At 65.2% G+C, this 22,951-nt stretch carries 26 protein-coding genes; 20 read left to right on the top strand and 6 right to left on the bottom strand.

Translation table 11 applies throughout. The features are described from left to right. Positions 1-802 (top strand): DNA-methyltransferase (locus tag ROA7023_RS18180; RefSeq protein WP_143535628.1); only part of this gene is annotated, 802 nt, incomplete at its 5' end. A 121-nt stretch (positions 803-923) separates the two neighbouring features. On the opposite strand, the gene ROA7023_RS23985 is transcribed toward ROA7023_RS18180, so the two are convergent. After that, positions 924-1,319, bottom strand: coding sequence for a DUF4064 domain-containing protein (locus tag ROA7023_RS23985; protein WP_121096495.1), 396 nt, complete (start codon positions 1,317-1,319; stop codon positions 924-926). Between the two features lie 72 nt (positions 1,320-1,391). On the opposite strand from ROA7023_RS23985, the gene ROA7023_RS18175 reads away from it, so the two are divergent. The 3 genes from ROA7023_RS18175 (at position 1,392) to ROA7023_RS18165 (ending at position 2,965) form a co-directional block, all read left to right on the top strand. Beyond that, positions 1,392-2,039, top strand: coding sequence for a hypothetical protein (locus tag ROA7023_RS18175; RefSeq protein ID WP_200812548.1), 648 nt, complete (start codon positions 1,392-1,394; stop codon positions 2,037-2,039). Continuing rightward, positions 2,036-2,257 (top strand): DUF7220 family protein, encoded by a 222-nt coding sequence (locus ROA7023_RS18170; RefSeq protein ID WP_085880456.1) that lies wholly within the window; start codon positions 2,036-2,038, stop codon positions 2,255-2,257. The genes ROA7023_RS18175 and ROA7023_RS18170 overlap by 4 nt, the downstream gene beginning before the upstream one ends. Before the next feature lie 78 nt (positions 2,258-2,335). Next, positions 2,336-2,965: a class I SAM-dependent methyltransferase gene (locus ROA7023_RS18165; RefSeq protein ID WP_085880455.1), complete on the top strand. Its 630-nt coding sequence runs from the start codon at positions 2,336-2,338 to the stop codon at positions 2,963-2,965. A gap of 59 nt (positions 2,966-3,024) precedes the next feature. Here ROA7023_RS18165 and ROA7023_RS18160 read toward each other — a convergent pair whose 3' ends face one another. The 3 genes from ROA7023_RS18160 to ROA7023_RS18150 all read right to left on the bottom strand — a co-directional run bounded on the left by ROA7023_RS18160 (position 3,025) and on the right by ROA7023_RS18150 (position 4,164). Next, positions 3,025-3,567, bottom strand: a complete 543-nt coding sequence (locus ROA7023_RS18160; protein ID WP_085880454.1) for a DUF3489 domain-containing protein — start codon at positions 3,565-3,567, stop codon at positions 3,025-3,027. A gap of 94 nt (positions 3,568-3,661) precedes the next feature. After that, a complete protein-coding gene (locus ROA7023_RS18155; RefSeq protein WP_085880453.1) occupies positions 3,662-3,880 on the bottom strand; it encodes a hypothetical protein in 219 nt (72 codons plus the stop codon). A 14-nt stretch (positions 3,881-3,894) separates the two neighbouring features. Next, on the bottom strand, positions 3,895-4,164 hold the full coding sequence (locus tag ROA7023_RS18150) for a hypothetical protein (protein ID WP_085880452.1): 270 nt from the start codon (positions 4,162-4,164) through the stop codon (positions 3,895-3,897). A gap of 111 nt (positions 4,165-4,275) precedes the next feature. Here ROA7023_RS18150 and ROA7023_RS18145 point away from each other — a divergent pair, with 111 nt between their 5' ends. Both ROA7023_RS18145 and ROA7023_RS18140 read left to right on the top strand, forming a co-directional pair. Further along, on the top strand, positions 4,276-4,836 hold the full coding sequence (locus tag ROA7023_RS18145; RefSeq protein ID WP_085880451.1) for a hypothetical protein: 561 nt from the start codon (positions 4,276-4,278) through the stop codon (positions 4,834-4,836). Beyond that, the gene (locus ROA7023_RS18140; RefSeq protein WP_234992302.1) at positions 4,784-6,496 is read left to right on the top strand and encodes a phage terminase large subunit family protein; all 1,713 of its coding nucleotides are present in this window, start codon (positions 4,784-4,786) and stop codon (positions 6,494-6,496) included. Before ROA7023_RS18145 ends, ROA7023_RS18140 begins: the two co-directional genes overlap by 53 nt. 112 nt (positions 6,497-6,608) lie before the next feature. Here the strand turns inward: ROA7023_RS18140 and ROA7023_RS18135 are convergent, their stop codons facing one another. Next, the gene (locus tag ROA7023_RS18135; RefSeq protein WP_085880450.1) at positions 6,609-6,938 is read right to left on the bottom strand and encodes a TFIIB-type zinc ribbon-containing protein; all 330 of its coding nucleotides are present in this window, start codon (positions 6,936-6,938) and stop codon (positions 6,609-6,611) included. A 152-nt stretch (positions 6,939-7,090) separates the two neighbouring features. On the opposite strand from ROA7023_RS18135, the gene ROA7023_RS18130 reads away from it, so the two are divergent. From ROA7023_RS18130 to ROA7023_RS18110, 5 genes are all read left to right on the top strand, one after another. Next, positions 7,091-8,662: a phage portal protein gene (locus tag ROA7023_RS18130; RefSeq protein ID WP_085880449.1), complete on the top strand. Its 1,572-nt coding sequence runs from the start codon at positions 7,091-7,093 to the stop codon at positions 8,660-8,662. A gap of 5 nt (positions 8,663-8,667) precedes the next feature. Then, positions 8,668-10,722 carry a prohead protease/major capsid protein fusion protein gene (locus tag ROA7023_RS18125; RefSeq protein ID WP_085880448.1) on the top strand — a complete coding sequence of 685 codons (2,055 nt, stop codon included), beginning with the start codon at positions 8,668-8,670 and terminating at the stop codon, positions 10,720-10,722. Positions 10,723-10,799: 77 nt separating this feature from the next. Beyond that, entirely contained in the window at positions 10,800-11,135 is a 336-nt protein-coding gene (locus tag ROA7023_RS18120; RefSeq protein WP_085880447.1) for a DUF2190 family protein, read from the top strand. Then, entirely contained in the window at positions 11,135-11,446 is a 312-nt protein-coding gene (locus ROA7023_RS18115; RefSeq protein ID WP_085880446.1) for a head-tail joining protein, read from the top strand. Before ROA7023_RS18120 ends, ROA7023_RS18115 begins: the two co-directional genes overlap by 1 nt. Beyond that, the gene (locus tag ROA7023_RS18110; protein WP_085880445.1) at positions 11,443-12,072 is read left to right on the top strand and encodes a DUF6441 family protein; all 630 of its coding nucleotides are present in this window, start codon (positions 11,443-11,445) and stop codon (positions 12,070-12,072) included. The genes ROA7023_RS18115 and ROA7023_RS18110 overlap by 4 nt, the downstream gene beginning before the upstream one ends. Positions 12,073-12,133: 61 nt before the next feature. On the opposite strand, the gene ROA7023_RS18105 is transcribed toward ROA7023_RS18110, so the two are convergent. Continuing rightward, entirely contained in the window at positions 12,134-12,448 is a 315-nt protein-coding gene (locus ROA7023_RS18105) for a hypothetical protein (RefSeq protein WP_085880444.1), read from the bottom strand. 132 nt (positions 12,449-12,580) lie between these two features. Between ROA7023_RS18105 and ROA7023_RS18100 the strand changes: the two genes are divergently transcribed. The 9 genes from ROA7023_RS18100 (at position 12,581) to ROA7023_RS18065 (ending at position 22,950) form a co-directional block, all read left to right on the top strand. Beyond that, positions 12,581-13,000 (top strand): acyl-CoA transferase, encoded by a 420-nt coding sequence (locus tag ROA7023_RS18100; RefSeq protein ID WP_085880443.1) that lies wholly within the window; start codon positions 12,581-12,583, stop codon positions 12,998-13,000. A 24-nt stretch (positions 13,001-13,024) separates the two neighbouring features. Continuing rightward, the gene (locus ROA7023_RS18095; RefSeq protein ID WP_085880442.1) at positions 13,025-13,963 is read left to right on the top strand and encodes a phage tail tube protein; all 939 of its coding nucleotides are present in this window, start codon (positions 13,025-13,027) and stop codon (positions 13,961-13,963) included. Beyond that, positions 13,963-14,400, top strand: coding sequence for a hypothetical protein (locus ROA7023_RS18090; RefSeq protein WP_085880441.1), 438 nt, complete (start codon positions 13,963-13,965; stop codon positions 14,398-14,400). Before ROA7023_RS18095 ends, ROA7023_RS18090 begins: the two co-directional genes overlap by 1 nt. 98 nt (positions 14,401-14,498) lie before the next feature. Then, entirely contained in the window at positions 14,499-14,627 is a 129-nt protein-coding gene (locus ROA7023_RS25500; RefSeq protein ID WP_268808013.1) for a DUF7697 family protein, read from the top strand. Beyond that, positions 14,620-17,034 carry a phage tail tape measure C-terminal domain-containing protein gene (locus ROA7023_RS18085; RefSeq protein ID WP_085880440.1) on the top strand — a complete coding sequence of 805 codons (2,415 nt, stop codon included), beginning with the start codon at positions 14,620-14,622 and terminating at the stop codon, positions 17,032-17,034. The genes ROA7023_RS25500 and ROA7023_RS18085 overlap by 8 nt, the downstream gene beginning before the upstream one ends. Continuing rightward, positions 17,034-17,660: a DUF2460 domain-containing protein gene (locus ROA7023_RS18080; RefSeq protein WP_085880439.1), complete on the top strand. Its 627-nt coding sequence runs from the start codon at positions 17,034-17,036 to the stop codon at positions 17,658-17,660. The genes ROA7023_RS18085 and ROA7023_RS18080 overlap by 1 nt, the downstream gene beginning before the upstream one ends. After that, a complete protein-coding gene (locus ROA7023_RS18075) occupies positions 17,657-18,541 on the top strand; it encodes a phage/gene transfer agent baseplate hub protein (protein WP_085880438.1) in 885 nt (294 codons plus the stop codon). Before ROA7023_RS18080 ends, ROA7023_RS18075 begins: the two co-directional genes overlap by 4 nt. Beyond that, complete coding sequence (locus ROA7023_RS18070) at positions 18,538-18,972, top strand: NlpC/P60 family protein (RefSeq protein ID WP_085880437.1); 435 nt, start codon at positions 18,538-18,540, stop codon at positions 18,970-18,972. Before ROA7023_RS18075 ends, ROA7023_RS18070 begins: the two co-directional genes overlap by 4 nt. Before the next feature lie 9 nt (positions 18,973-18,981). Further along, positions 18,982-22,950 (top strand): baseplate multidomain protein megatron, encoded by a 3,969-nt coding sequence (locus ROA7023_RS18065; RefSeq protein WP_085880436.1) that lies wholly within the window; start codon positions 18,982-18,984, stop codon positions 22,948-22,950. Position 22,951: the final 1 nt, after the last annotated feature.

Genomic DNA, 22,951 nt, shown 5'->3' with positions numbered 1-22,951 from the left:
CCTGATGAACGGCGAGCGCGCCATCCTGTTCGCGACCGACCCTCCGTATCTGGTGGATTACGACGGCTCGAACCATCCGACGCGGAACAAGGACTGGTCGGCGTCTTACGGCACAACGTGGGACGACAGTTCGCAGGGGGCCGAGCTCTACGACGGCTTCATCGCAGCGGCCGTGGCCGAGGCCATCACCGAGGACGCTGCCTGGTACTGCTGGCACGCCTCGCGCCGTCAGGCGATGCTGGAGGCTTGCTGGGAAAAAGCCGGGGCCTTCGTCCACCAGCAAATCATCTGGGTGAAAGACCGCGGCGTCCTGACCCGATCGCATTACCTCTGGAAGCACGAGCCCTGCTTCATGGGCTGGCGCCGCCCAAACCGCCCGCCGAAGGTGGCCGAGGAAACCCTGCCGTCCACATGGGCTCTGCCGAGCTTCACCAAAGATGAGCGGCCCGACCACCCGACGCCGAAACCGCTCGATGCGTTCGGGATCCCGATGCGCCAGCATGTGGCACGGGGCGGCCTTTGCTATGAGCCGTTCTGTGGTTCCGGCTCGCAGATCATGGCGGGCGAAGCCAACGGGCGGCGGGTGTTCGCGATGGAAATCAGCCCAGCATACATCGACGTCGCCGCTGAACGTTGGCAGGCCGAAACCGGTCGCGACGCGATCCTTGACGGCGACGGTCGAACTTTTACGCAAGTAAGGATTGAGCGGCTGGGCGACGGGGATGTCGTGCCCATGGACACGGATACGCCCGACAGCGAAGCCGACCCAGAACCCGCCCGCAAACCCAAATCCGCCGCGTGACATGCATGACCTGGCTTTACATCCCTCCGGACGCGCTTCCGGAACCGAAGACGCATGCCTGTTCGGCCTCTCCCTCTGCTCGGGCACTGGCTCACAATCGCCATGCTAGGATGTCGCAGCGCTATGTCTGTTGGCGCGCTCCGCTCTGGGCATCCGAGAATGCTAGGAATGCCCCGATCCCCAAGAGAACCGCACAGACAAGGGAGAATATTCCAAAGCCGAAAGCCCAAAGAATTCCTGCGGCAGCAACTCCCATAAGGCCCCCGCCAAGCTTTCCATTTTTGAATGCGATGCCAGCACCAACTAAGCCTACTATCGGCATTATAAGTGACATGGTCCTGTAGAAGGCGAGCGTTGACTGCACTTCTGCATTAACACGCGCTGAATTCGGATCAATCCCAATTGAAGCAACCCCAGACATCATACTTGATCCCAAGCCTGCCACCGAGAAACCAATTGCACCGACCAGGAGCGCGATTACCCCGCCAATTATTCCTAAAATACCGCCCGCCTTCATTTTCCACTCCACTGACTGAATTATACTTCCTAGAGCAACTACGGAAGGAGGGCGATTGTCAAGGAAATTTGGTTGGCGAAGGCTGCGAACTGGCCGACCCCGCGCGCCTGCTCTGGGACACGGTCGAGTGGGGGGAACCGGACCGAGATGTTGCGGCTATGGCCGACGTTGAGGGCAAGTGCCAACGAGAACCGGCAGACAAAACCGACGCCGTCGCAGGAAGCGGGCAAGCATGGAATGAACCTGGCGACGACGGCCGCGATGTGGCCCACGCCGCAGACCGACAGTTTCCGGAGCCGGGGCGGCGCGCGGAAAGACGAGAAGGGTCTGGACGGTATGGCGCGGGACTGGCCAACACCGATGGCCAACGACGGCTGCAAGCCGAGTTCCGGCAACCGCAAGACGGCCGATCTGACCCATGCCAGCCGAATGTGGATGACGCCGACGGCGCGGGATCACAAGGATGGGGCGACGACATTGGCGAACACGCCGGTGAATGGCCTGCTTGGCCGCCAGGTCCTGGTGACGCCGATGGTTGGGAGCGATACCTCCGATGTGCGCCGGACCTTGAACCCGCTGTTTGTCGAGGCGCTGATGGGCTGGCCCACCGGGTGGACCGGCTTCGCCTCTGTGGCAACGGCGTGGTCCCCTTGGTTGCGGCGCATGCGCTGCGAACTCTCGCGGCTGAACTGCTGGCCGATGGATGACGCCGCCGCATGAAGCAGTCGCGCGCCATGTCCTTGGTCGAGTCCATCGCCAACGTGATCGTCGGCTACGGCGTTGCGGTCGTGACGCAGATCCTGATCTTCCCGATCTTCGGGCTCCACACGACACTGGCGCAGAACCTGAAGATGGGCGCCATCTTCACCATCGTGTCAATCACCCGTTCGTTCGCCTTGCGGCGGCTGTTCGAGACGATCCGGGCACGGAGATCTTGAGGTTTCCAAGACTACAATCTCGGTGTCCTCAATGACCTTGATGCATTAAACTCGGACTCACGGGAGGTTGCGACCAAGATGGCAGGTGGACAGGAACACTGGGACGAGGTCTACGGCGCGCGCTCGGAAGATGAACTGACATGGTTCGAAGCGACGCCGTCAGTTTCGCTCGATCTCGTCCGAACCCATCTTCATCCCGGCGAAGCGTTCATCGACATCGGCGCAGGCGCGTCGCGGCTCGTGGACGCGCTGCTCGAGGCGGGTCTCGGCCCTCTCACCGTGCTTGATCTTTCCGGGGCTGCATTGGCTGTCAGCAGGCGACGTCTCGGCCCGCAAGGTAGCGACGTGACCTGGATCGAAGCTGACATCGCGACGTGGGTGCCTGAACGGGACTACGCGGTCTGGCACGACCGCGCGGTGTTTCACTTTCTGATCCGGGCCGAGGATCGCGCCGGTTACGCGCGCGCGATGTCCGATGCCCTCTGTTCAGGTGGGGTCGCGATCATCGCAACCTTCGCCGATGACGGGCCCGAAAAGTGCTCGGGGTTGCCGATTGCGCGCTACGAGCCGGAGGATCTGGCGCGGGAACTCGCGCGCCTGCTGCCGGGCCAGTTCGAGACCATCGATGCCAGACGACACATGCACATCACGCCGAAGGGTAACCGGCAGAGCTTTCAGTACAGCGTGTTTCGGAAGGCGGTCCCCTGAGAGGAAAACCGTCGCCCCGGCGGGGGACGGCGGTCATCATTTTGCCGGGCATGGATGCTTCAGGCGGCGGGCAGTTTGTAGACGCGCCCTCGATCCTCGACCTTTTCGGAGGTGACGTCGAGGCTCAGCTTCTTTTTCAGCGCGCCGGACATCGCGCCTCGTACCGTATGCGACTGCCAGTTTGTAGCGGCCATGATCTCTTCGATGGTCGCGCCGTCTGGCGCGCGCAACATGGCGATCAGCGTTGCCTGCTTGGTGCCTTCGCGCGGGGTGCGCGCCTTGGGCGCGGGCTCCTCGGTCGGCGCGTCCGCCGCGCCCGCAGGCGCAGTGTTCGCGTCTGCGGACTCGATGCCGATGGCGGCGAGCCCTGCGTCTGTGGCGACCAGCGTGACGCCGTGGCCGTCGCCGGTCTCGCGCCAGACGGGCTCGCCCCTGCGCATGTCGGCGTCGACCTCTTCGAGGAAGCCTTTGGCGAGCATCGCGCCGACCACCTTGGCGGCGGCTCCGCCGCGCAGGCTCTCGGGCAGCGGCAGGGCAATGCGGTCCTCGTTCTGGGCCGCGCGGGACAGGATGATCGTCTGGGTTTCGGAAAGTTTGGTCATGGGGTCGTCTCCGTATTCGGACCGCGACCATCGCGGTCTTCTACGACCCCAAGCCGCGCATCGGCGCGGCCGGAGTTCGGGCGTATCCCCGAGGTCAGATCAGCCCAAGTTCGTGCAAGAGCGCTGCGGCGGCGGGCAGTTGGTCGGTGGCGACGTCGATGGCGATGGTCATGCTGTCGGCGGTGAGGCGCGCGGGAATGTCGGCTTCCTCGCGGAGCGATGCTGCGATCTCGTCAAGGACGACGGGGACTCGGCTGGTGTCCCAAGGCTCGTTCAGGCTTTGAGTCGCGATGCGGATGGTGCTGGCTTCCATGGTGTTTGCTCCTTTCATTCCGCGTGCTCGCCCTCGCTGAAGGCGCTGTCGGTGATGCGCTTCAGGAGGTTGGCGTAATGCTCAAGGGTGCCGACATGGCCCCAGTTGATCTCGTCGGGGTGGGCGTTGAAGTGGTCGTCGCTGAGGCTTGCCAAGCGGGCGAGCATCTCGTCGATTTGGGCTTTCTTGCCGATGAAGGCGTTCAAGGCCGCCTCCTTGTTCCGCGCAGCCTTCTCGGCGCGCAGTTGGTGGCGGGGTGTGGTGATCGGGTTCAGGCGGGTCATCGTGGCGGCTCCGTGGTGAGTTGCATCGTTTTCTTGAGACAACGTTCGCTCTGCTTCGGAGGCTTATCAACTACATAAGCACATGAGTTTGAATGATAATCGGAGCGCACAATGGAGGGTCTGAGCGAGCGCCAGTATGCCGCCCGCGTCGGCCTCTCGCGCGGGGCAATCCAGAAGGCCAAGGCGACGGGGCGGCTGGTACTGCACGCCGATGGCAGCATCGACGCGGTGGCCAGCGACGCCCTGCGCGCTCAAGCCACGGATCCGTCGAAGACCCGCAAAACGCCGCAGCCAAAGCTCAAACCCGTCCCGGAGGCGGCGGTATCCGCCGTAGGCGAAACGCTGCGCGAACAGGGAATGGCAGCCCCGCCTGTCGGCAGCGGCACCACGTTCCTGCAGGCAAAGACAGCGAACGAAGTGCTGAAGGCGCAGGAACGCCGCCTCCGGCTGCAAAAGCTGAAAGGCGAGCTGATCGACCGCGCCCGCGCGCTGGCGCTGGTGTTCCGGCTGGCGCGGCAGGAGCGCGATGTCTGGGTCAACTGGCCCGCCCGGGTGGCCGCACTGATGGCGGCCGATGTGGGCGTGGAACCGGCCGCGATGCAGAAGGCTCTGGAGAAACATGTCCGATCCCAGCTCGACGACCTCGCCGAGATCCAGCCCGATCTCCGGTGATGATGCCTTTGATTTCGACGGCGCGACAGAGATCCTGCGTGCCTGGGGCGCAGGCCTCACGCCGGATCCGGACTTGACCGTATCGGAATGGGCGGACCGGCACCGGATGCTGTCCGGTCGCGCATCGGCCGAGCCGGGCCGGTATCGCACGGCGCGGACGCCCTATATGGGCGAAATCATGGACCGGCTGTCGCCCGGCGATCCCACACAGCGGATCGTGTTCATGAAGGCGGCGCAGGTCGGCGCAACCGAGGCCGGCAACAACTGGATCGGCTTCGCCATCCATCAGGCGCCGGGGCCGATGCTGGCGGTCCAGCCGACGGTCGAACTGGCCAAGCGCAACTCGCGGCAGCGGATCGACCCGCTGATCGACGAAAGTCCGGAACTGCGGGAGCGGGTGAAGCCTGCGCGCTCCCGCGACGCGGGCAACACCATGCTGTCGAAGGAGTTCGCGGGCGGCATCCTGATCATGACGGGCGCGAACTCGGCCGTGGGCCTGCGCTCGACACCCGCGCGCTACATCTTCCTCGATGAGGTCGATGCCTATCCGGCCTCGGCCGACGAGGAAGGCGATCCGGTGACGCTGGCCGAGGCGCGCTCGCTGACCTTTGCCCACCGGCGCAAGGTGTTCCTCGTCTCGACGCCGACGATCCGGGGGCTCTCCCGAATCGAGCGGGAGCTCGAGGCGTCCGACCAGCGCCGCTTCTTCGTGCCATGCCCGCATTGCGACGCAATGCAGTGGCTGAAGTTCGACCGGCTGCGCTGGGAGAAGGGGCGGCCGGAGACGGCGGAGTATCTCTGCGAGGGCTGCGACGGGGCCATCGCGGAGCACCACAAGACGGCGATGCTGGAAGCGGGCGAATGGCGCGCGACCGCCGAGCCGGAGGACCCCGGCACCGTCGGCTATCACCTCTCGGCGCTCTACTCGCCGGTGGGCTGGCTCGGCTGGGACCGGATCGCGCGCGCCTGGGAGGCGGCCCGAGGCTCGGACGAGGCGATCAAGGCGTTCCGCAACACGATCCTCGGCGAGACATGGGTCGAGAGCGGCGAGGCGCCGGAGTGGCAGCGGCTGCATGACCGCCGCGAGCACTGGAAGCCGGGCACAGTGCCGGCGGGCGGCCTGTTCCTGACCGCGGGCGCCGACGTGCAGAAGGACCGCATCGAGGTCGATGTCTGGGCCTGGGGCCGTGGTCTGGAAAGCTGGCTCGTCGATCATGTCGTCATTGAGGGCGGGCCGGACCGGCACGACGCGTGGGGCGAGCTGACGGCGCTTCTCGGCCGATCCTGGCCGCACGCGCGCGGCGCACACCTGACTATCGCGCGGCTGGCCATCGATACCGGGTATGAGGCGCCCGCCGTTTACACATGGTCGCGGGCGCAGGGCTACGCGCAGGTGGCGCCGGTGAAGGGCGTCGAAGGATTTAAGCGGACCAAAACTCGGCTATTCTATGAATCCGAAATGGTGCGCTGTCCGTTCAATCGATCTACAGTGAGCCGTCTTACTACTCTCCGACATACTGCCAAGATTGTAGCGCGTGCCTTCTGTCATCATCTGCAAAGTTCCGGAGAAGCCCATATCAGAAGGGTCCGTGTTTTGATCGATCCATTGACCGATTGCGTCTTGACTGTAGGCCAAGCCACAAAATTCCTCGGACGCTAAGATCGTTCCAAGTTCGGTCGCCATCTTCATGCTGTCCATTGATTGCGCCTCAGCACTCGCGGGCGCGACGCTCAAAACTACGATTGCAAGTTTCTTCAGCACGGCGATTTCCTTATTTGCTTGGTCGAGTAAAAAGTACAAGCAAGCCGAGAATGATATCCCCAATCGCCCAGATTGCTAGAATCATCATAATTCCAATGCCCGTTCCGATCTGCGCTCCGGCCAACTCTGCACCGATTAACTGATCTTGCCCTTCCATCGCGGCGTTGGTCCCGGCAAAAAGCCACCAGATCATCAGAATATTGAATAAGATGAAACTCCACTTGAATAGCTTTCCAAAGAAGCCACGCTTTGGCTTTCGAATTGGATGTGCGCAGTGTGGGCAGTCAAATGCCTTGTCGGAAACGTCTTTGCCGCAGGACGGGCATGCAATAGTCGCCATCGAGGGTTCTCTTTTGAATCGCGCCTGTAGCCATCATGCATGATGCATTCCGGCTACACAAGGATGATCGCAAAGAGGCTGAACGGTGATCCAACCGACATCGCTGGTCGCCCCATTACGAGTTTCGCAGGATCCGCGCGCGGGGACAGGTAATGGCGCTCTCATGGGTGGACCGCGCCATCGCCACGGTGGCGCCGCGCGCCGCGACCCGGCGCGTGCTGGCCCGGCAGGCTTTCGACACCCTGTCGCGGGGCTATGACGGGGCGGCCAAGGGCCGGCGCACTGATGGATGGCGCGCGCCGGGTACCTCGGCTGACACCGAGGTGGGCATCGCCGGGGCGCTTTTGCGGGACCGGATGCGCGATCTGGTTCGTAACAATCCACATGCCGCGAAGGCCGTGGCGGTGCTGGTAAACAACATTGTCGGTGCAGGCATCATGCCTCGGGCGGCGAGCGGCAATGACAAGCTGGACCGCAAGGTCGATGCACTCTTCGCCCGGTGGTCGGACGCCGCCGACGCCGACGGCCAGCTCGACTTCTACGGGCTCCAGACCCTGATCTGCCGGGAAATGGTCGAGGCTGGCGAGGTGCTGGTACGCCGCAGGCTGCGCCGCGCAGCGGATGGCTTGCCCGTCCCGTTGCAATTGCAGGTGCTGGAAGCCGACTTCCTAGACGCCACGAAATCCGGTGCCAACGGCGCGGGTCGGCTGGTGCAGGGGATCGAGTTCGATCCGGTCGGGAAACGCCGGGCCTATTGGCTGCACGCCGAACACCCCGGCGATGCCTATGGTGCGATGCAGAATGGATTGCAGAGCCGCCCTGTCCCGGCAACCGAGATTGCCCACATCTATGAAAAGCAGCGCACGCAGGCCCGGGGCGTTCCCTGGGGCGCGCCAGTGATCCGCAGTTTGCGTGATCTCGACGATTACGAAGTAGCCGAATTGGTCCGCAAGAAGACCGAGGCCTGCGTCACCGCAATCGTCTTCGGTGACGACGAGGCCCAGCAGGGCATCGCGCCTTCGGTGGTCGATGCCGACGGCAACCGGGTTGAGCAGTTCGAACCGGGCCTCATCGCCTATGCGCGCGGAGGCAAAGACATCCGTTTCAACCAGCCGTCGGCCACCGGCGGCTATGGCGAATACAAGCGGGCGAGCCTGCACACGATCTCGGCAGGGTTCCGGGTGCCCTATGAATTGCTGACGGGCGATTTGTCCCAGGTGAACTATTCCTCGATCCGCGCCGGGCTCGTCGAGTTCCGCCGCCAGATCGACGCCGTGCAGTGGCAGCTATTCATCCCGATGTTCTGTGCACCAGTCTGGCGCTGGTTCACCGAGGCCGCATGGGCGGCGGGCCAGATCCCGACGCCGGATGTACCGGTCGAATGGTCTCCACCGAAGTTCGAGGCCGTCGATCCGCAGAAGGACGCGATGGCGAACCTGCTGTCGATCCGCTCAGGCACCATGACGCTGGCCGAGGTGATCGCGAAACAGGGCCGCAATCCGGACGCCGTGCTGGCCGAAATCGCAGCTACAAACGCCAAACTCGATGCGCTCGGGCTGGTGCTCGACAGCGATCCGCGACGAGTCACCAAGACCGGCAGCGCCCAAACAAGCGATCAGGCGAACGATCTCGTCGACGACGACCCAGCCAATGACCCGGCGAGCGATCCGGCCGACGTCTCCGAAACGGGTGTGGCGCAGCCTGACCCCGACCAACAGGACTGACACAAATGGACACGATGATCGAACTACCGGCCCTGCGCCGGTCGGCGGAGCTTGCGCCGAACTCAGCCGATACCGACGCCCGCACCGTCGAGGTGATCTGGTCAGCGGGGGCGCGCGTTCGCCGGTCGACCCTGTTCGGCGAGCCTTATGACGAAGAGCTCAGCCTCGATCCGACCCATGTGCGGCTGGATCGGCTTAATGCGGGCGCGCCGTTCCTGAAGGTGCATGAGATCGACACGCTCGACGCTGTGATTGGCTCGGTCGTGCCTGGTTCGGCGCGCATCGAAAACGGCCGGGGCGTTGCGCAGGTTCGGATTTCTGAGCGCGCCGATGTCGAACCGATCTGGCGCGACATTCAGGCGGGACACATCCGTGCGGTCTCCATCGGCTACCAGGTTCACCGCTTCGAGGTCTCCAAACCCGATGCTGCCCGCGAGCTTTGGCGCGCGGTGGACTGGACTCCCTTCGAGGTGTCCGCCGTGCCCGTTGGCGCCGACCCCGCCGCAGGCTTCCGCGCCCAATCCGACCTTGCAACTTGCGTCCTTCACCGCCGGGACGTCCCACCCACAAACACAGGAGCCATCCCGATGACGGACAAACCCAACGCCCCGGCCGCAGAGGCCACAGACCAACCCAGCGACACTGTCGCGACCGAGGACACCACCATGACTGAACCGAAGACGCCTGTGGCCGAGCCGAAGGTTGTCTCCAGCGAAACCCGCGCGCAGCCGAAGCCCGAGAATCCGAACATGCCCGTTGCACCTGATACCGAAGCTGTCGCGACCCGCGCACGCGAGGGCGAGCGGGATCGCGTGTCCACGATCTACGATCTGGCGGGCCGTCTGAACCTCGAGCGCAGCTTTGCCGAGGATCTGGTTAAACGCGGCACCGACGTTGGTGAGGCCCGGCGTCTGATCCTCGATCAGGTAGCTGCAAAATCCGAGGAAACCCGCACCTTCAGCCAGGTGTCGATCCCTCTGGGCGGCCGCAATGAGGCGATCACTCGCCGCGACGCCGTCGCGAATGCACTGTTGCACCGCTACAGCCCGACTCTCTTCCAGTTGGAAGACGCCGCCCGCCAGTATCGCGGCATGACGCTGCTGGAACTGGCCCGCGAAAGCCTCGGAAATGTGGGCGTGAACACCCGCGGCCTGTCGCGCGACGAGGTGGCGACCCGGGCCCTGCATTCGACATCCGACTTTCCCGAGATCCTGTCGGCCGTCACCAACAAGACCCTGCGGCAGGCTTACGAGGCCTATCCCCGCACTTTCATGCTGTTCTGCCGCCAGGTGCTCGCCACCGACTTCAAGGCGATGCACCGGGTGCAGCTCGGCGAAGCCCCGCAACTGCTGGAGGTGGGCGAAAGCGGCGAGTTCAAACGCGGCACGCTGGGCGAGAGCAAGGAGAGCTACAAGGTCAAGACCTATGGCCGGGTGGTCGCGATCACCCGCCAGACGCTGATCAACGACGATCTCGACGCCTTCACCCGGATCCCGGCAATGTACGGCAACTCCATCGCGCAGTTGGAGTCGGACGTGGTCTGGGGGGTCATCACCGCCAACCCGGCGATGGCGGATGGCAACGCGCTGTTCCACACCACCCACAAGAACCTCGCGGGCACCGGCGCGGCGCTGGCCGTCGAGGCGGTCGGTTCGGCCCGCGCCGCCATGGCCAAGCAGACGGGCCTCGACAAGAAGACGGTGCTCAACGTCCGGCCCGCCTTCCTGATTGTGCCTGCGTCGCTGGAGCTGAAGGCCGAGCAGATGGTGGCCCAGAACCTTGTGCCCGCCGCAACCTCCAACGTGGTGCCACAATCGATCCGGACGCTCGCTCCGATCAGCGAGCCCCGGCTCGATGCGGTCAGCGAAACCGCCTGGTATCTGGCGGCCAGCCCGAACCAGATCGACACCATCGAATACGCGTATCTCGAGGGCCAGCAGGGCGCGTACATCGAGACCCGCAACGGCTTCGACGTCGATGGCGTCGAGATCAAGTGCCGCCTCGACTTCGGGGCCAAGGCCATTGACTGGCGCGGCCTCTACAAGAACCCGGGCGCGTGACCGGGCCACCTCTGAAATCTCACCTCTGACGGGCGGTCCAATCGGGCCGCCCGTTCCTGTTTGCAAAGGATCCCGCAATGAAAAACTACGTCCAGCCCGGCAACACCATCACCCTGACCGCGCCCTATGCCGTGACCTCCGGTGACGGCGTGCTTGTCGGCTCCATCTTCGGCGTGGCCGCCGGGGATGCCGCCAATGCCGAGACGGTCGAGACCGCGCTCGTCGGCATCTTCGACCTGAAGAAAGTCGCGAGTCAGGCTTGGTCGGCAGGCGACAAGGTCTATTGGGACAACACCAACAAGGAAGCCACCAAAACCGCGACGGCGAATACGCTGATCGGCGTGGCCATCGAGGCCGTCGCTGGCGGCGCGGGTGACGTGATCGGCCGGGTGCGCCTGAACGGCACATTCTGATGTCCGCTTTCGCCGCCGTCGTGGATGCGCTGTTTGCCGATCCGAATATCGGGCGAGAGGCGATCTACACCTCCGATGGGGGCGCACCGATGCTGGTGCGCGTCGTCTCCCGGCAGGCCGATGCCATTTCCGACTTCGGCGATGCCCGGCTTTGGTCGGAAACGACACGGATCGACCTGCGCGTGGCTGAGGTTCCGGCCCCGCGTCCCGGTGATCGCATCGAGATCGATGGCGAGGCCTTCCTCATTCAGGGGGAGCCGGTGCGGGATCGCGAACGGCTGGTTTGGACCGTGGACCTGAGGCCCGCGTGAAGCTCAAGCTAGACATCGATCCCGGCATCGTCGCCATGATGGCGGCAGAGGTCGCGGCGGGCGAGCGCGCGGTGACAGCCGCCATGCGCGAGGCCGGGACCGGGCTCAAGTCTGCCTGGCGCACGCAGATCACTGGCGCGGGGCTTGGACGGCGGCTTGCGAACTCGATCCGCAACCAGAACTTCCCGAGGTCGGGCGAAAGCCTGGATGCGGCGGCGCTGGTCTGGTCCAAGGCCCCGGTGATCGTGGGCGCGCACGACACCGGCCCGCTGATCCGCTCGAAGGACGGGTTCTGGCTGGCGATCCCGCTGGCCGCCGCAGGCAAATCGACACGCGGCGGCCGGATCACCCCCGGTGAATGGGAACGGCGACGCGGGTTGCGCCTGCGGTTTGTCTACCGCCGGACGGGTCCGAGCCTTCTGGTCGCGGAGGGTCGGCTGAACACGAAAGGTCAGGCCGTGGTGTCGCGCTCGAAAACTGGGCGCGGCAAGGTCACCGCGCCGATCTTCCTGCTTGTGCCGCAGGTCAAGCTGCCGAAGCGGCTGAACCTCGACCGGGATGCAGAGCGGGCGCTCGATGCCGTACCGGGGCTGATCGTGGCGAACTGGGTCGAGGGTCGGCGATGATTGGTGACAACGATGCTGAGAGTTCTCAGCGCTTTACGATTGCCCACGTCATCGGTGAGCCCTATCGGCGTCCGAGCTTGCCGAATTCGCTGTCCAGCAACGCGCGGATTTTTTTCGATGCGCCGCGCAGGGCTGCGTCTACATTCGCATCACTGTGGGTGACGGTCTGCGGCTGCATTCCCTCGGGACGTGCTTCGATGGTGCAGTGAATGTCGTCAGCCCCGCCCTTGGCGCCGTTCACATCGACCAAGTGCACCTCGATGCGCGATAGACGATCAGTCAGATGCCCTAGCGCCGATGTGACAACCGTTTCAGCAACTTCGGCCAGGCGGTCATCGCCTTGGATATTGGCATCGGTGTTAAATTGAAACTGCATGTAGGTTCTCCTGTGTGTGATCACCTACCATGAGAAACCATGAAGATGACTGATCCAGCACAAGTCCCCCTGCACGATCAGTAATAACGCCTGCGTCTTGATAACGCGGGCGAGGATTCGAGGCCACCGACAATGCCCACCCCTCGCGAAACCATCCTCACCGCGCTGCACGCGCGGCTTTCGGCGCTGCCCGCCACGGCCCTGCGTGGTGAGGTGCTGCCCGAACGCGTGCCTGCCGTTGGCCTGCTTATCCTGCGCGATGGCGAGCCGGGGGAGCCCGAAGTCACGCTCTCGCCGCTGCGCTATCATTACCAGCACCGCGCTGAGATCGAAGCTGTCGTTCGAGGCACCGACCGTGACGCCTCCTTCGATACGCTGACCGCTATTATTGGGGCAGCAATTGCCGCTGACCGCACGCTGAGCGGGCTCTGTGACTGGATCGAAGCCGAAGCGCCACGGCCAGTTGATTTGCCCGTAGAGGGGGCGGCCAGCCTGAAGGCGGCCGTCATTCCGGTGGTGCTGCACTATTCAACGGCCGATCCGCTGGCCTGATCCCCACAACCTGAGGAGAACACGATGGCACGAGCCCAAGGGGCGCGGGCGCAGATGGCGCTTGCGTTCGAGACGAATTATGGAACGCCACCGGTGGGTGGCTTCACGAAAATGCCCTTCGCCAGCACGTCGCTCGGCGCGGAGCAGCCGCTGCTGAACTCGGAACTGCTGGGCTACGGCCGAGACCCGCTCGCCCCGATCAAGGATGCGGTGACGGCGGACGGCGACGTCGTGGTCCCGCTCGACGCCGAGGCCTTCGGGTTCTGGCTGAAGGCGGCCTTTGGCGACCCGACCACGACCGGCACCGGTCCCTGGACGCACGAGTTCCAGTCAGGAAGCTGGACGCTGCCCAGCATGTCCATCGAGACCGGCATGCCTGAGGTCCCGCGTTTTGCGATGTATTCCGGATGCGTGCTCGACCAGATCAACTGGCAAATGCAGCGATCTGGCCTGCTGACGGCAACGGCCCGGCTTGTGGCGCAGGGCGAGACCACCGCTACGACCACCAGCGCAGGCACGCCAGCCGCTCTCGAATTGCAGCGCTTCGGCCATTTCAATGGGGCGATCACGCGAAACGGCACCGCCCTCGGCAACGTGGTTTCAGCCGACATCACATATGCCAACAACCTCGACCGGATCGAGACCATCCGCTCAGACGGCCGCATTGATGGGGCCGACCCGTCAATCGCTGCGCTGACCGGCTCTATCGAGGTCCGTTTCGCCGACCAGACGCTGGTAACGCAGGCGATCAACGGCGATCCCTGCGAGTTGGAGTTCGCCTATGTGCTGCCGTCTGGCGAAAGCTTCACCTTCACCGTGCACGCCGTCTACCTACCGCGCCCCCGGATCGAAATTTCCGGTCCGCAGGGCGTGCAGGCGACCTTCGACTGGCAGGCCGCACGCGACAGCACGGTCGGCCGGATGTGCACCGCAACCCTTGTGAATGATGTGGAGATTTACTGATGCTGACGCTCGATCTGACGAATGCACCCCGCTGGTATGATCTCGCGCCGGGCGTCCGGCTGCAGCTGCGCCCGCTGACCACGGCGCTGATGGTTGCAACGCGCAGCGATGCGGCTGTCGAGGCGGTCCCGGTAGACGCTTCCGACGAGGAACGCGCCGTTGCCTTCGCCAAGGCGCTGGCGCGGCGGGCAGTCCTGTCCTGGGAGGGCATCGGTGATGCCGATGGCAACGTGATTGTCCCCAGCCCGGACGCCATCGACGCGTTGCTCGATGTCTGGCCGATCTTCGAAGCCTTCCAGCTGACCTTCGTCTCCAAAGGCCTGCTGCTGGACCAGGAAAAAAACGTCTCCGCGCCCTTGCCGAATGGTCCTTCGGCGGGGGCGAGCGATACTGCGACGCATGCACGCAAGCCTGCCAAGACTGCCCCGCGCGGCTGAACCGACCCACCACCTTTGAAGGCTGGCAGGTCTGGGACCTGGTCGGTCGTCTCGGCGGCCAGCTCCGCGTGCTGCCGGGCGCGGTGATCGGATGGGACATGTCGGCGGCACTGGCACTCGGTGAAGCCCTCGGCATCCCGCCTCTGGCCATGGCTGAACTGCTGCCCGTCATCGAAGCGGTGATGGTCGCCAAACTCAACGAACAGATGGATCATTCCCATGGCTGAAAAGCGCGTTTCTGTCCGACTTGCCGCAGTCGGCGGCCGACAGGTGCGTGCCGAGCTGGAAGGCGTGGGCGAAGCCGGGGCGCGCGGCTTCGGCCGCCTTAGCCGGGAGATGGAAGCGGCCAATACACGGCTCGCGGCGTTTTCCCGCCGTGTCACAGTGGCCGCCGCTGCCGCCGTGGCCGCTGCTGCTGCTGCTGGCGTGGCGATGGTCCGATCCGGGCTGCAGACCGTCGACGCGCAGGCCAAACTGGCTCAGTCTCTCGGGACCACGGTCGCCTCGATCCAGACGTTGGAGCGGGCGGGTGAGTTGGCGGGTGTCTCCATCTCCGGGATTGAGCAGGCGACCAAGGATCTGACTCGACGGCTCAGCCAGGCGGCCGCCGGGACGGGACCTGCTGCCGACGCGCTGGATCGGCTCGGGCTCTCGGCCACCGAGCTGATCGCCCTGCCGCTGGATCAGCGGGTGGGGGCGATCAACGCCGCCATTGAGGAGTTCGTGCCGGTCGCCGAGCGTGCCGCTGTCGCCGGTCAGCTCTTTGGCGAGGAAGGCTCCATCGCTATGTCGCGCATCGACACCGCGACGCTGCGCCAAGCGACCGAGGACGTCCTCGCCTTCGGTGTCGTTGTCTCCGAGCAAGACGCCGACCAGATCGAACGCACCAATGATGCGATCTCCCGGCTCGGGCTGATCTGGCGTGGCCTGTCGAACCAACTGGCTGTCGCAGCAGCACCCGCGCTGGAAGCGGTCGCGAACGCGATGGCGGCCGTGGCCAGCCGCACCGGGCCACTCGGCATCGCGATCCGGGGCCTATTCGACAACATCGGCCGATTGACCACTTATGCCGCCACGTTTGTGGGTTTTCTTGCGGGGCGTTGGGTCGCTGGGATGGCCGTGGCGGCCTTGTCGGTGCGCGGTCTCGCCACTGCGCTGGTCCTGTTGCGCGGCGCGCTGATCCGCACCGGCATCGGGGCATTGATCGTCGGTGCAGGTGATCTCGTCTACCAGTTCACCCGCCTCGTGTCGGGCGCGGGTGGATTTGGCGAGGCAATGTCGCTCCTGAAGGACCTCGCCGTCGAGGTCTGGGATCGCATCAAGATGGGGGCTGCGGCGGCGGGCGCTGCGGCCACGGCGATGTTCTTCGATCTGAAGGCCGATGCCGCCTCCGGCATGCAGAGCGCTATCGAGAGCGTCGTGGCCTTTGGCAACACGGCGGCGAACACTTTTGAGGGGGCCTATGAGGCGATCAAGGCAATCTGGGGCATGCTGCCAGCCGCCATTGGCGACCTGGCGTTTCAGGCGGCCAACAGCCTGATCGATGGTGTCGAGGCAATGCTGAACGGCGTCGTCTCGCGCATCAACGGCTTCATTGGCGGTATCAACCAGGGGCTGGAAGCGCTCGGGTCGGAGCGGCGCATCTCGATCATCCCCGATCTTGAGCTGGCTCAGATCGAGAACCGATTCGAGGGTGCCGCGACGGCTGCGACCACGGCTGCGCAGACTGCTTTTGACCGGGCTTTCGAGAACAACCCGCTCACAGCCCCCGACCTCGGGCTCACCGAGGCGGCCAACACCGCACTTGCAACAGCCAACACCTATCGCGGGGCTGCACGCGACCTGGCCGAGGGCGCGCGTGCGCCGCTCGCCAGCTGGCAGGCCCTGCGTGACGCCGTGCAGGGCAGCAATGAGGTTGGCGCAGACGCGCTGACCGAGGCGACTGGCGCGGCTGAGCGTTTGGAGACAGCCCTTGGCGATGCTGGACGTGCGGCTACGGGTGCCGGTGCTGCGGCCGGGGCTGCTGCCACTGCCGCCGAACCCAATAGCGAGGCCGCCGTCACCGGCTGGCAGGCGGTCACCGCAGCGCTCAGCGACTATGCCAGCAAGGCCCGGGATATCGGCGGCGATATCGGCCAGGCGCTGGTTGGCGCGTTTCAGTCGGCAGAGAACGCGGTTGGAGACTTCGTGAAGACCGGCAAGCTGGATTTTCGCGATCTGGTCACCTCGCTGCTGGCCGACCTTGCGAAGCTGGCGGCGCGGCGGTTCATCCTGGGACCGATCGCCAATGCGCTTTCCGGCGCGCTTGGCGGCGCGGGTGGTATCTTCGCGAACATCCTGCATGCGGGCGGCATGGTCGGCGCCTCTTCGCCAGGCCGAATGGTTCCAGCCATGGCGTTCGCGGCAGCGCCCCGGATGCATTCCGGCGGCGTTGCCGGTCTGCGCCACGATGAAGTCCCAGCGATCCTGCAGCGGGGCGAACGGGTGCTGTCGCGCCGTGAAGCACAGAGCTACGGCGGCGGTGGAATCAATGTCACCATCATGGCCCGCGACGCTGAAAGCTTCCGGCAGTCGCGCACGCAGGTCGCGGCTGACATCGCCCGCGCCGTGTCGTTGGGTCGGAGGGGCATGTGATGGCGTTTCATGAAGTCCGGTTTCCCGACAATATCAGCCGGGGCGCTCGCGGCGGGCCGGAACGTCGCACACAGATCGTCGAGCTGGCCTCCGGCGATGAGGAGCGCAACGCCAGCTGGGCCAATTCCCGACGCCGTTACGACGTCGCCTACGGTATCCGCCGCGCGGACGACCTTGCGGCGGTCGTTGCCTTCTTTGAAGCACGAAACGGGCGGCTGTATGGCTTCCGTTTCAAGGACTGGGGCGACTACAAGTCCTGCCTGCCCTCGGGGACGCCATCGCCGAGCGATCAGGCGATTGGTGCCGGCGACGGCACGACGACCGCCTTCCAACTGGTGAAGCGCTACGCCTCCGGAGCGCAATCCTGGACCCGCACAATCGTCAAGCCAGTGGCGGGCACCGTGCGCATTGCGCTTAGCGGAGTCGAGCAGCCGTCAGGCTGGTCGGCCGATACCACGATGGGCCTCGTCACCTTCAATACCGCACCAGGGGTGGGCGTCTCCGTCGCCGCAGGTTTCGAGTTCGACGTACCCGTCCGCTTCGACACCGATGCGCTCGACGTGACGCTTGATCTCGAGCGGCTGGGTTCGATCACATCCATTCCACTTCTGGAACTCCGCCGATGAAAAGCATCAACCCCGATCTGCAAACGCATCTGGACGAGGGCACGACGACGCTGTCCTGGTGCTGGCGGATTGCCCGCGCGGATAGCGTGACCTTCGGCTTCACCGACCACGACCGGACGCTCAGCTTCGACGGCACCGATTTCGAGCCGGAAAGCGGGCTGACGGCCTCCGAGGTGCGATCGGGGTCTGACCTGTCGGTCGATGCGCAGGACGCCGAAGGTGTGCTGACCTCCGACCGGATCACCGAAACCGACATTCTCGACGGCCGCTGGGATAATGCCGAGGTCGAGGTCTGGCGGGTGAACTGGGCGGACACCGGCCAGCGCGTGCTGATGCGCCGGGGTGCCATCGGCCAAATCCGGCGCGGAAGGCTGGCCTTTGTTGCCGAGGTCCGCAGCCTCGCGCATGTGCTGGGCCAAACGGTCGGGCGAACTTTTCAGGCGACCTGCGACGCCGGGCTCGGGGATACGCGCTGCGGCGTCGATCTGGAGAGCCCGGCATTCAAAGGTTCGGGCACCGTGCTCGACCTTCTGCGGGATCGGGCGTTCACCGCCTCGGGCATCGGCGGCTTCTCCTCCGGCTGGTTCACCTTCGGTACCGTCGAATGGACCAGCGGGACCAATGCCGGGCGGCGCGCCGAGATCATCGCGCATGACGTGACAGACGGCATCGCGGTGCTGACACTGCTCGAAGCGTCCGTGCGGTCTATTGCCGGAGGCGACGTTTTCATTGTCCGCGCGGGCTGCGACAAGCGCATGGAGACCTGTGGGGCGAAGTTTGCCAACACCGTCAACTTTCGCGGCTTCCCGGACATCCCCGGCCAGGACGCAGTTCTCCGCTACGCCACCAAGGATGGTGGACATGAGGGGGCGGTGCTTTGAAGGCCGTAGATCCTCAATACGTCGTAACCATCGCGCGGTCCTGGCTCGGCACGCCGTATCACGACCAAGCCAGTCTCAAGGGCGTCGGATGCGATTGCCTTGGGCTCGCCCGGGGCGTCTGGCGTGAGGTCGTCGGCCCTGAACCGTTCCCGATCCCGCCCTACAGCCGCGACTGGGGCGAGACCGGCCCGCGCGAGGTTCTTGCGGATGGGGCTCGGCGCATGATGCCGGAGATCGCCACTTCTGATGTTGTTTCGGGCGCGCTGGTCCTCTTTCGCATGCAGCCCCGCGCCATCGCGAAGCATGTCGGGATCCTCACTGGACCGGACCAATTCCTCCACGCCTATGAGCGCCTCGGCGTGATCGAGGAACAGATCACCCCGCCTTGGCGGCGGCGCATCGCCTTCGCCTTCCTGTTCCCACAACGCTGAGATCCCCACATGGCCACCCTCGTTCTCGGTGCCGCAGGTGCTGCCATTGGCGGCAGCATTGGCGGCGCGATCCTCGGCGTCAGCGCCGCGACCATCGGTGGCTTCATCGGTTCCACCATCGGCTCGGTCGTGGACAGCTGGATCATCTCGTCACTGGCACCCACCCAGCGGATCGAAGGCGCGCGGCTGGACAATCTGCGCATCACCTCGGCCACTGAAGGTGCGGTGATCCCACGCCTCTATGGCCGCATGCGGATGGGTGGCAACATCGTCTGGGCGACCGATTTCCGCGAGGAAACCAAGACCACTACGCAGGGTGGCGGCAAGGGCGGCGGGGGTGGCGGCAAGGTCAAGACCACCGAGTATTTCTACTATGCGAGCTTCGCCGTGGCTCTCTGCGAGGGGCCGATCACTGGCATTGGCCGCATCTGGGCCGACGGCAAGCTGCTGGATACCGGCGGGATCACATGGCGCTGGTATCCGGGCGACGAGAGCCAGGCGGCCGATCCGTTCATTTCAGCGAAGATGGGCGCGGCCAACACGCCCGCCTATCGCGGCACGGCCTATGTGGTCTTCGAGGACCTGCCACTGGGGAACTACGGAAACCGCATTCCGCAGCTGAGTTTCGAGGTATTCCGCCCGCTGGCTGATCCGGACACGGCGGAGGGGCACGTGAGGGCCGTCACCATGATCCCGGCCTCAGGCGAGTTCGCCTATGCCACGCAGGGCATCCGAAAGGGCAGCGGCGGGTCGTCCGAGCCCGAGAACCTTAACGCGCTGACCGATACCGCCGACATAGTGGTGGCGCTGGACCGGCTGCAGGCCATGGCACCGAAAGTCGAGAGCGTGTCGCTAGTGGTGGCCTGGTTCGGCGATGATCTGCGGGCAGGCAATTGCCAGGTGCGACCGGGCGTCGAGGTCACCGCCAAGACCACCACGCCGTCGACCTGGTCCGTGAATGGTGTCAGCCGCACCAATGCCTTTCTGGTCAGCCGCGACGATCAGGATCGCCCTGTCTATGGCGGCACGCCCGCCGATTTCGCGGTGTTGCAGGCAATCCAGGAGATGAAAGCACGGGGGCTGCGCGTCACGTTCTATCCGTTCATCCTGATGGATGTGCCGCCCGGCAACAGCCTGCCGAATCCGTATTCTGACAATGCCGCCGAAACGGGGCAGCCCGCGTTCCCCTGGCGAGGACGGATCACCTGTTCTCCGGCTACGGGTTATGCCGGGACCGTGGACAAGACGGCAACGGCCACCACGCAGGTCGCGGCGCTGTTCGGAGCGGCCACGCCCGCCAACTTCAGCGTCTCGGTTCAGTCGGTTTCGTGGACAGGCACGCCCGGCGATTGGGGGCTGCGCCGCATGGTGCTGCACTACGCCCATCTCTGCGCAGCGGCGGGCGGGGTCGATGCGTTCCTCATCGGCACCGAGATGCCGGGGCTGACGACGATCCGCTCAGGGGCCAGCACCTATCCGGCTGTGCAGGCGTATCGGGATCTGCTCGCGGATGTCCGCTCGATCCTCGGGCCCGGCACCAGGATCGGCTATGCGGCCGACTGGTCGGAGTATTTCGGACACCAGCCGGGCGACGGCTCGGGCGACGTGTTCTTCCACCTCGATCCGCTCTGGGCCGATCCGGAGATCGATTTCGTCGGGATCGACAATTACATGCCGCTTTCGGACTGGCGGGACGGCTTCGAGCACGCCGATGCGGCCGAGGGCTGGCCCGCGATCTACGACCGCAGCTATCTGCAGGGGAACATCGCGGGCGGCGAAGGCTTCGACTGGTTCTATGCCAGCGCCGCAGACCGCTCAGCGCAGGTGCGCACACCGATTTCGGATGGGGCTGCGGCAAAGCCATGGGTCTTCCGCTACAAGGATCTGCGCGCCTGGTGGTCGAATGCGCATTACAACCGCCCCGGTGGGGTGGAGAGCGGAACGCTGACGGCATGGACCCCGCAGTCGAAACCGATCTGGTTCACCGAGCTCGGCTGCCCGGCGATTGACCGGGGCACCAACCAGCCTAACGTCTTCTTCGATCCGAAGTCTTCCGAGAGCTTCACGCCGCATTTCTCGCGGGGCTGGCGCGACGACGCGATCCAGCGCGCCTATCTCGAGGCGACGTATCTCTGGTGGGGCACCCCGGCGAACAACCCAGTGTCATCGGTCTACGGCGGCCGAATGGTGCATGTCCCCGAATGCGCCGCCTGGACCTGGGACGCGCGGCCCTATCCGTTCTTCCCGGCGCTCACCGATGTCTGGACCGACGGGGCAAACTGGCGGCTGGGACACTGGCTGACCGGGCGGCTTGGAGCGGTGTCGCTGGCCGCGTTGGTGCGCCATCTTTGCGTGCGTGCGGGAATGCCCGAGGCTCGGATCGACGTCACCGGTCTCTGGGGTGCGCTCGAAGGTTATGCGATTGGCGCACTGGAATCCCCGCGAGCGTCCATCACAACGCTGTCGCGGCATTTCGGCTTTGACGCGGTGGAGACCGAGGGCATGATCCGTTTCGTGATGCGGGGCCGGGCCGCCGTGGCAAACGTGATGCACGACGATCTTGTCGCGGCCAGCGAGGGCGACGTTCTCGAACTGACCCGCGCGCAGGAGACGGAACTGCCGCAGGCGCTCAAATGGCAGGTAGCGCGGGCCGACGAGGATTATGATGCCGCCCTCGTTGAGGCGCGCCGCATCACTGTCGACACAACGCGGATCGCCTCGGAGAGCTTTCCCATGGCAGTCCCGCCAGAAGAAGCTGAACGCCGCTGCCGTCGCGCGCTGATGGAAGCCTGGACCGGGCGGGAAACAGCAGCGTTTCGCCTGCCACCCTCGCGGCTGGCGCTGGATCCGGCGGACGTTGTCACGCTGGCACATGACGGTCGGCACATCCCGCTGCGGCTTGTTTCCATCGCAGATGCGGAGGCACGCGGGATCGAAGCCGTCCGTCAGGACCGCGAGGCACACGATCTGCCACCCGGATCGCCACGACCGTCGTCCCTGTCAAAAGCCGTGGTGTTCGGCGCGCCCGAGGTGGTGCTGCTGGACCTGCCGCAACTGACCGAGGATCAGCCCGCGCATCGGCCGCTCATCGCAGCGCACGCCGTTCCCTGGCCGGGCGAGATGGCAGTGTTCCGCAGCCCATCGACGGACGGGTTTGAACTGCTGACGACATTTGGTGGCCGTGCCCGGATCGGAACGCTGGTCTCGGATTTCTATGCTGGTCCCACATCGCGGTTCGATCTCGGCAATGCGCTGGTGGTCGATCTGCTCTCTGGTACGCTGGAAAGTGTCACGGACCTGACGCTGTTCGGCGGGGCAAATGCGCTCGCCATCGAGACCGCGTCAGGTTTCTGGGAAATCGTCCAGGCGGGCACAGCAGACCTGATCGCGCCGGGCCGCTATCAACTGACGCGGCTCTTGCGAGGACAGCGCGGCACGGAAGCGGCTATGGCCAATCCGGCTTCTACAGGCGCACGGGTCGTAGTTCTCGACGAGGCCCTGGCATCACTACCCATCGCCGAGGCTGACCTCGGGCTTCCGTGGAACTGGCGCATCGGTCCCGCAAGCCGCGCAGTCAGCGGTGAGACCTATGTCGCTGCCAACTTCACGCCGGTGGGCGTGGGTCTGCGGCCGTTCTCAGTGGCCCATGTCGAGCAGCCATGGCGCAAGCCGCGCATACCGGGCGATCTGACGATCCGCTGGGCACGTCGGTCCCGAGCCCTCGCGGCTGACAGTTGGGGTGCGGTTGAGGTGCCGCTCATCGAGGAGGTCGAAGCCTATGAGGTCGAGATCCTCGATGGTGCAACGGTCAAGCGGGTGCTGAACGCGACCACGACCAGCGCGATCTACACGGCCGCCCAGCAAACCACCGATTGGGGCGGGCCGCTCGGTCCCGGCGACACGCTCGACATCCGCATCTTCCAGATCTCCGCCTTGATCGGGCGGGGAGCGGCCAAAACCGTCACGCTCACATTCTGAA

Origin of the sequence: Roseisalinus antarcticus (assembly GCF_900172355.1) — a bacterium.
Lineage (GTDB): Bacteria > Pseudomonadota > Alphaproteobacteria > Rhodobacterales > Rhodobacteraceae > Oceanicola > Oceanicola antarcticus_A.
Note: the sequence above shows the minus strand (reverse complement) of the source record. Positions and strands in the feature narration are given on the sequence as shown.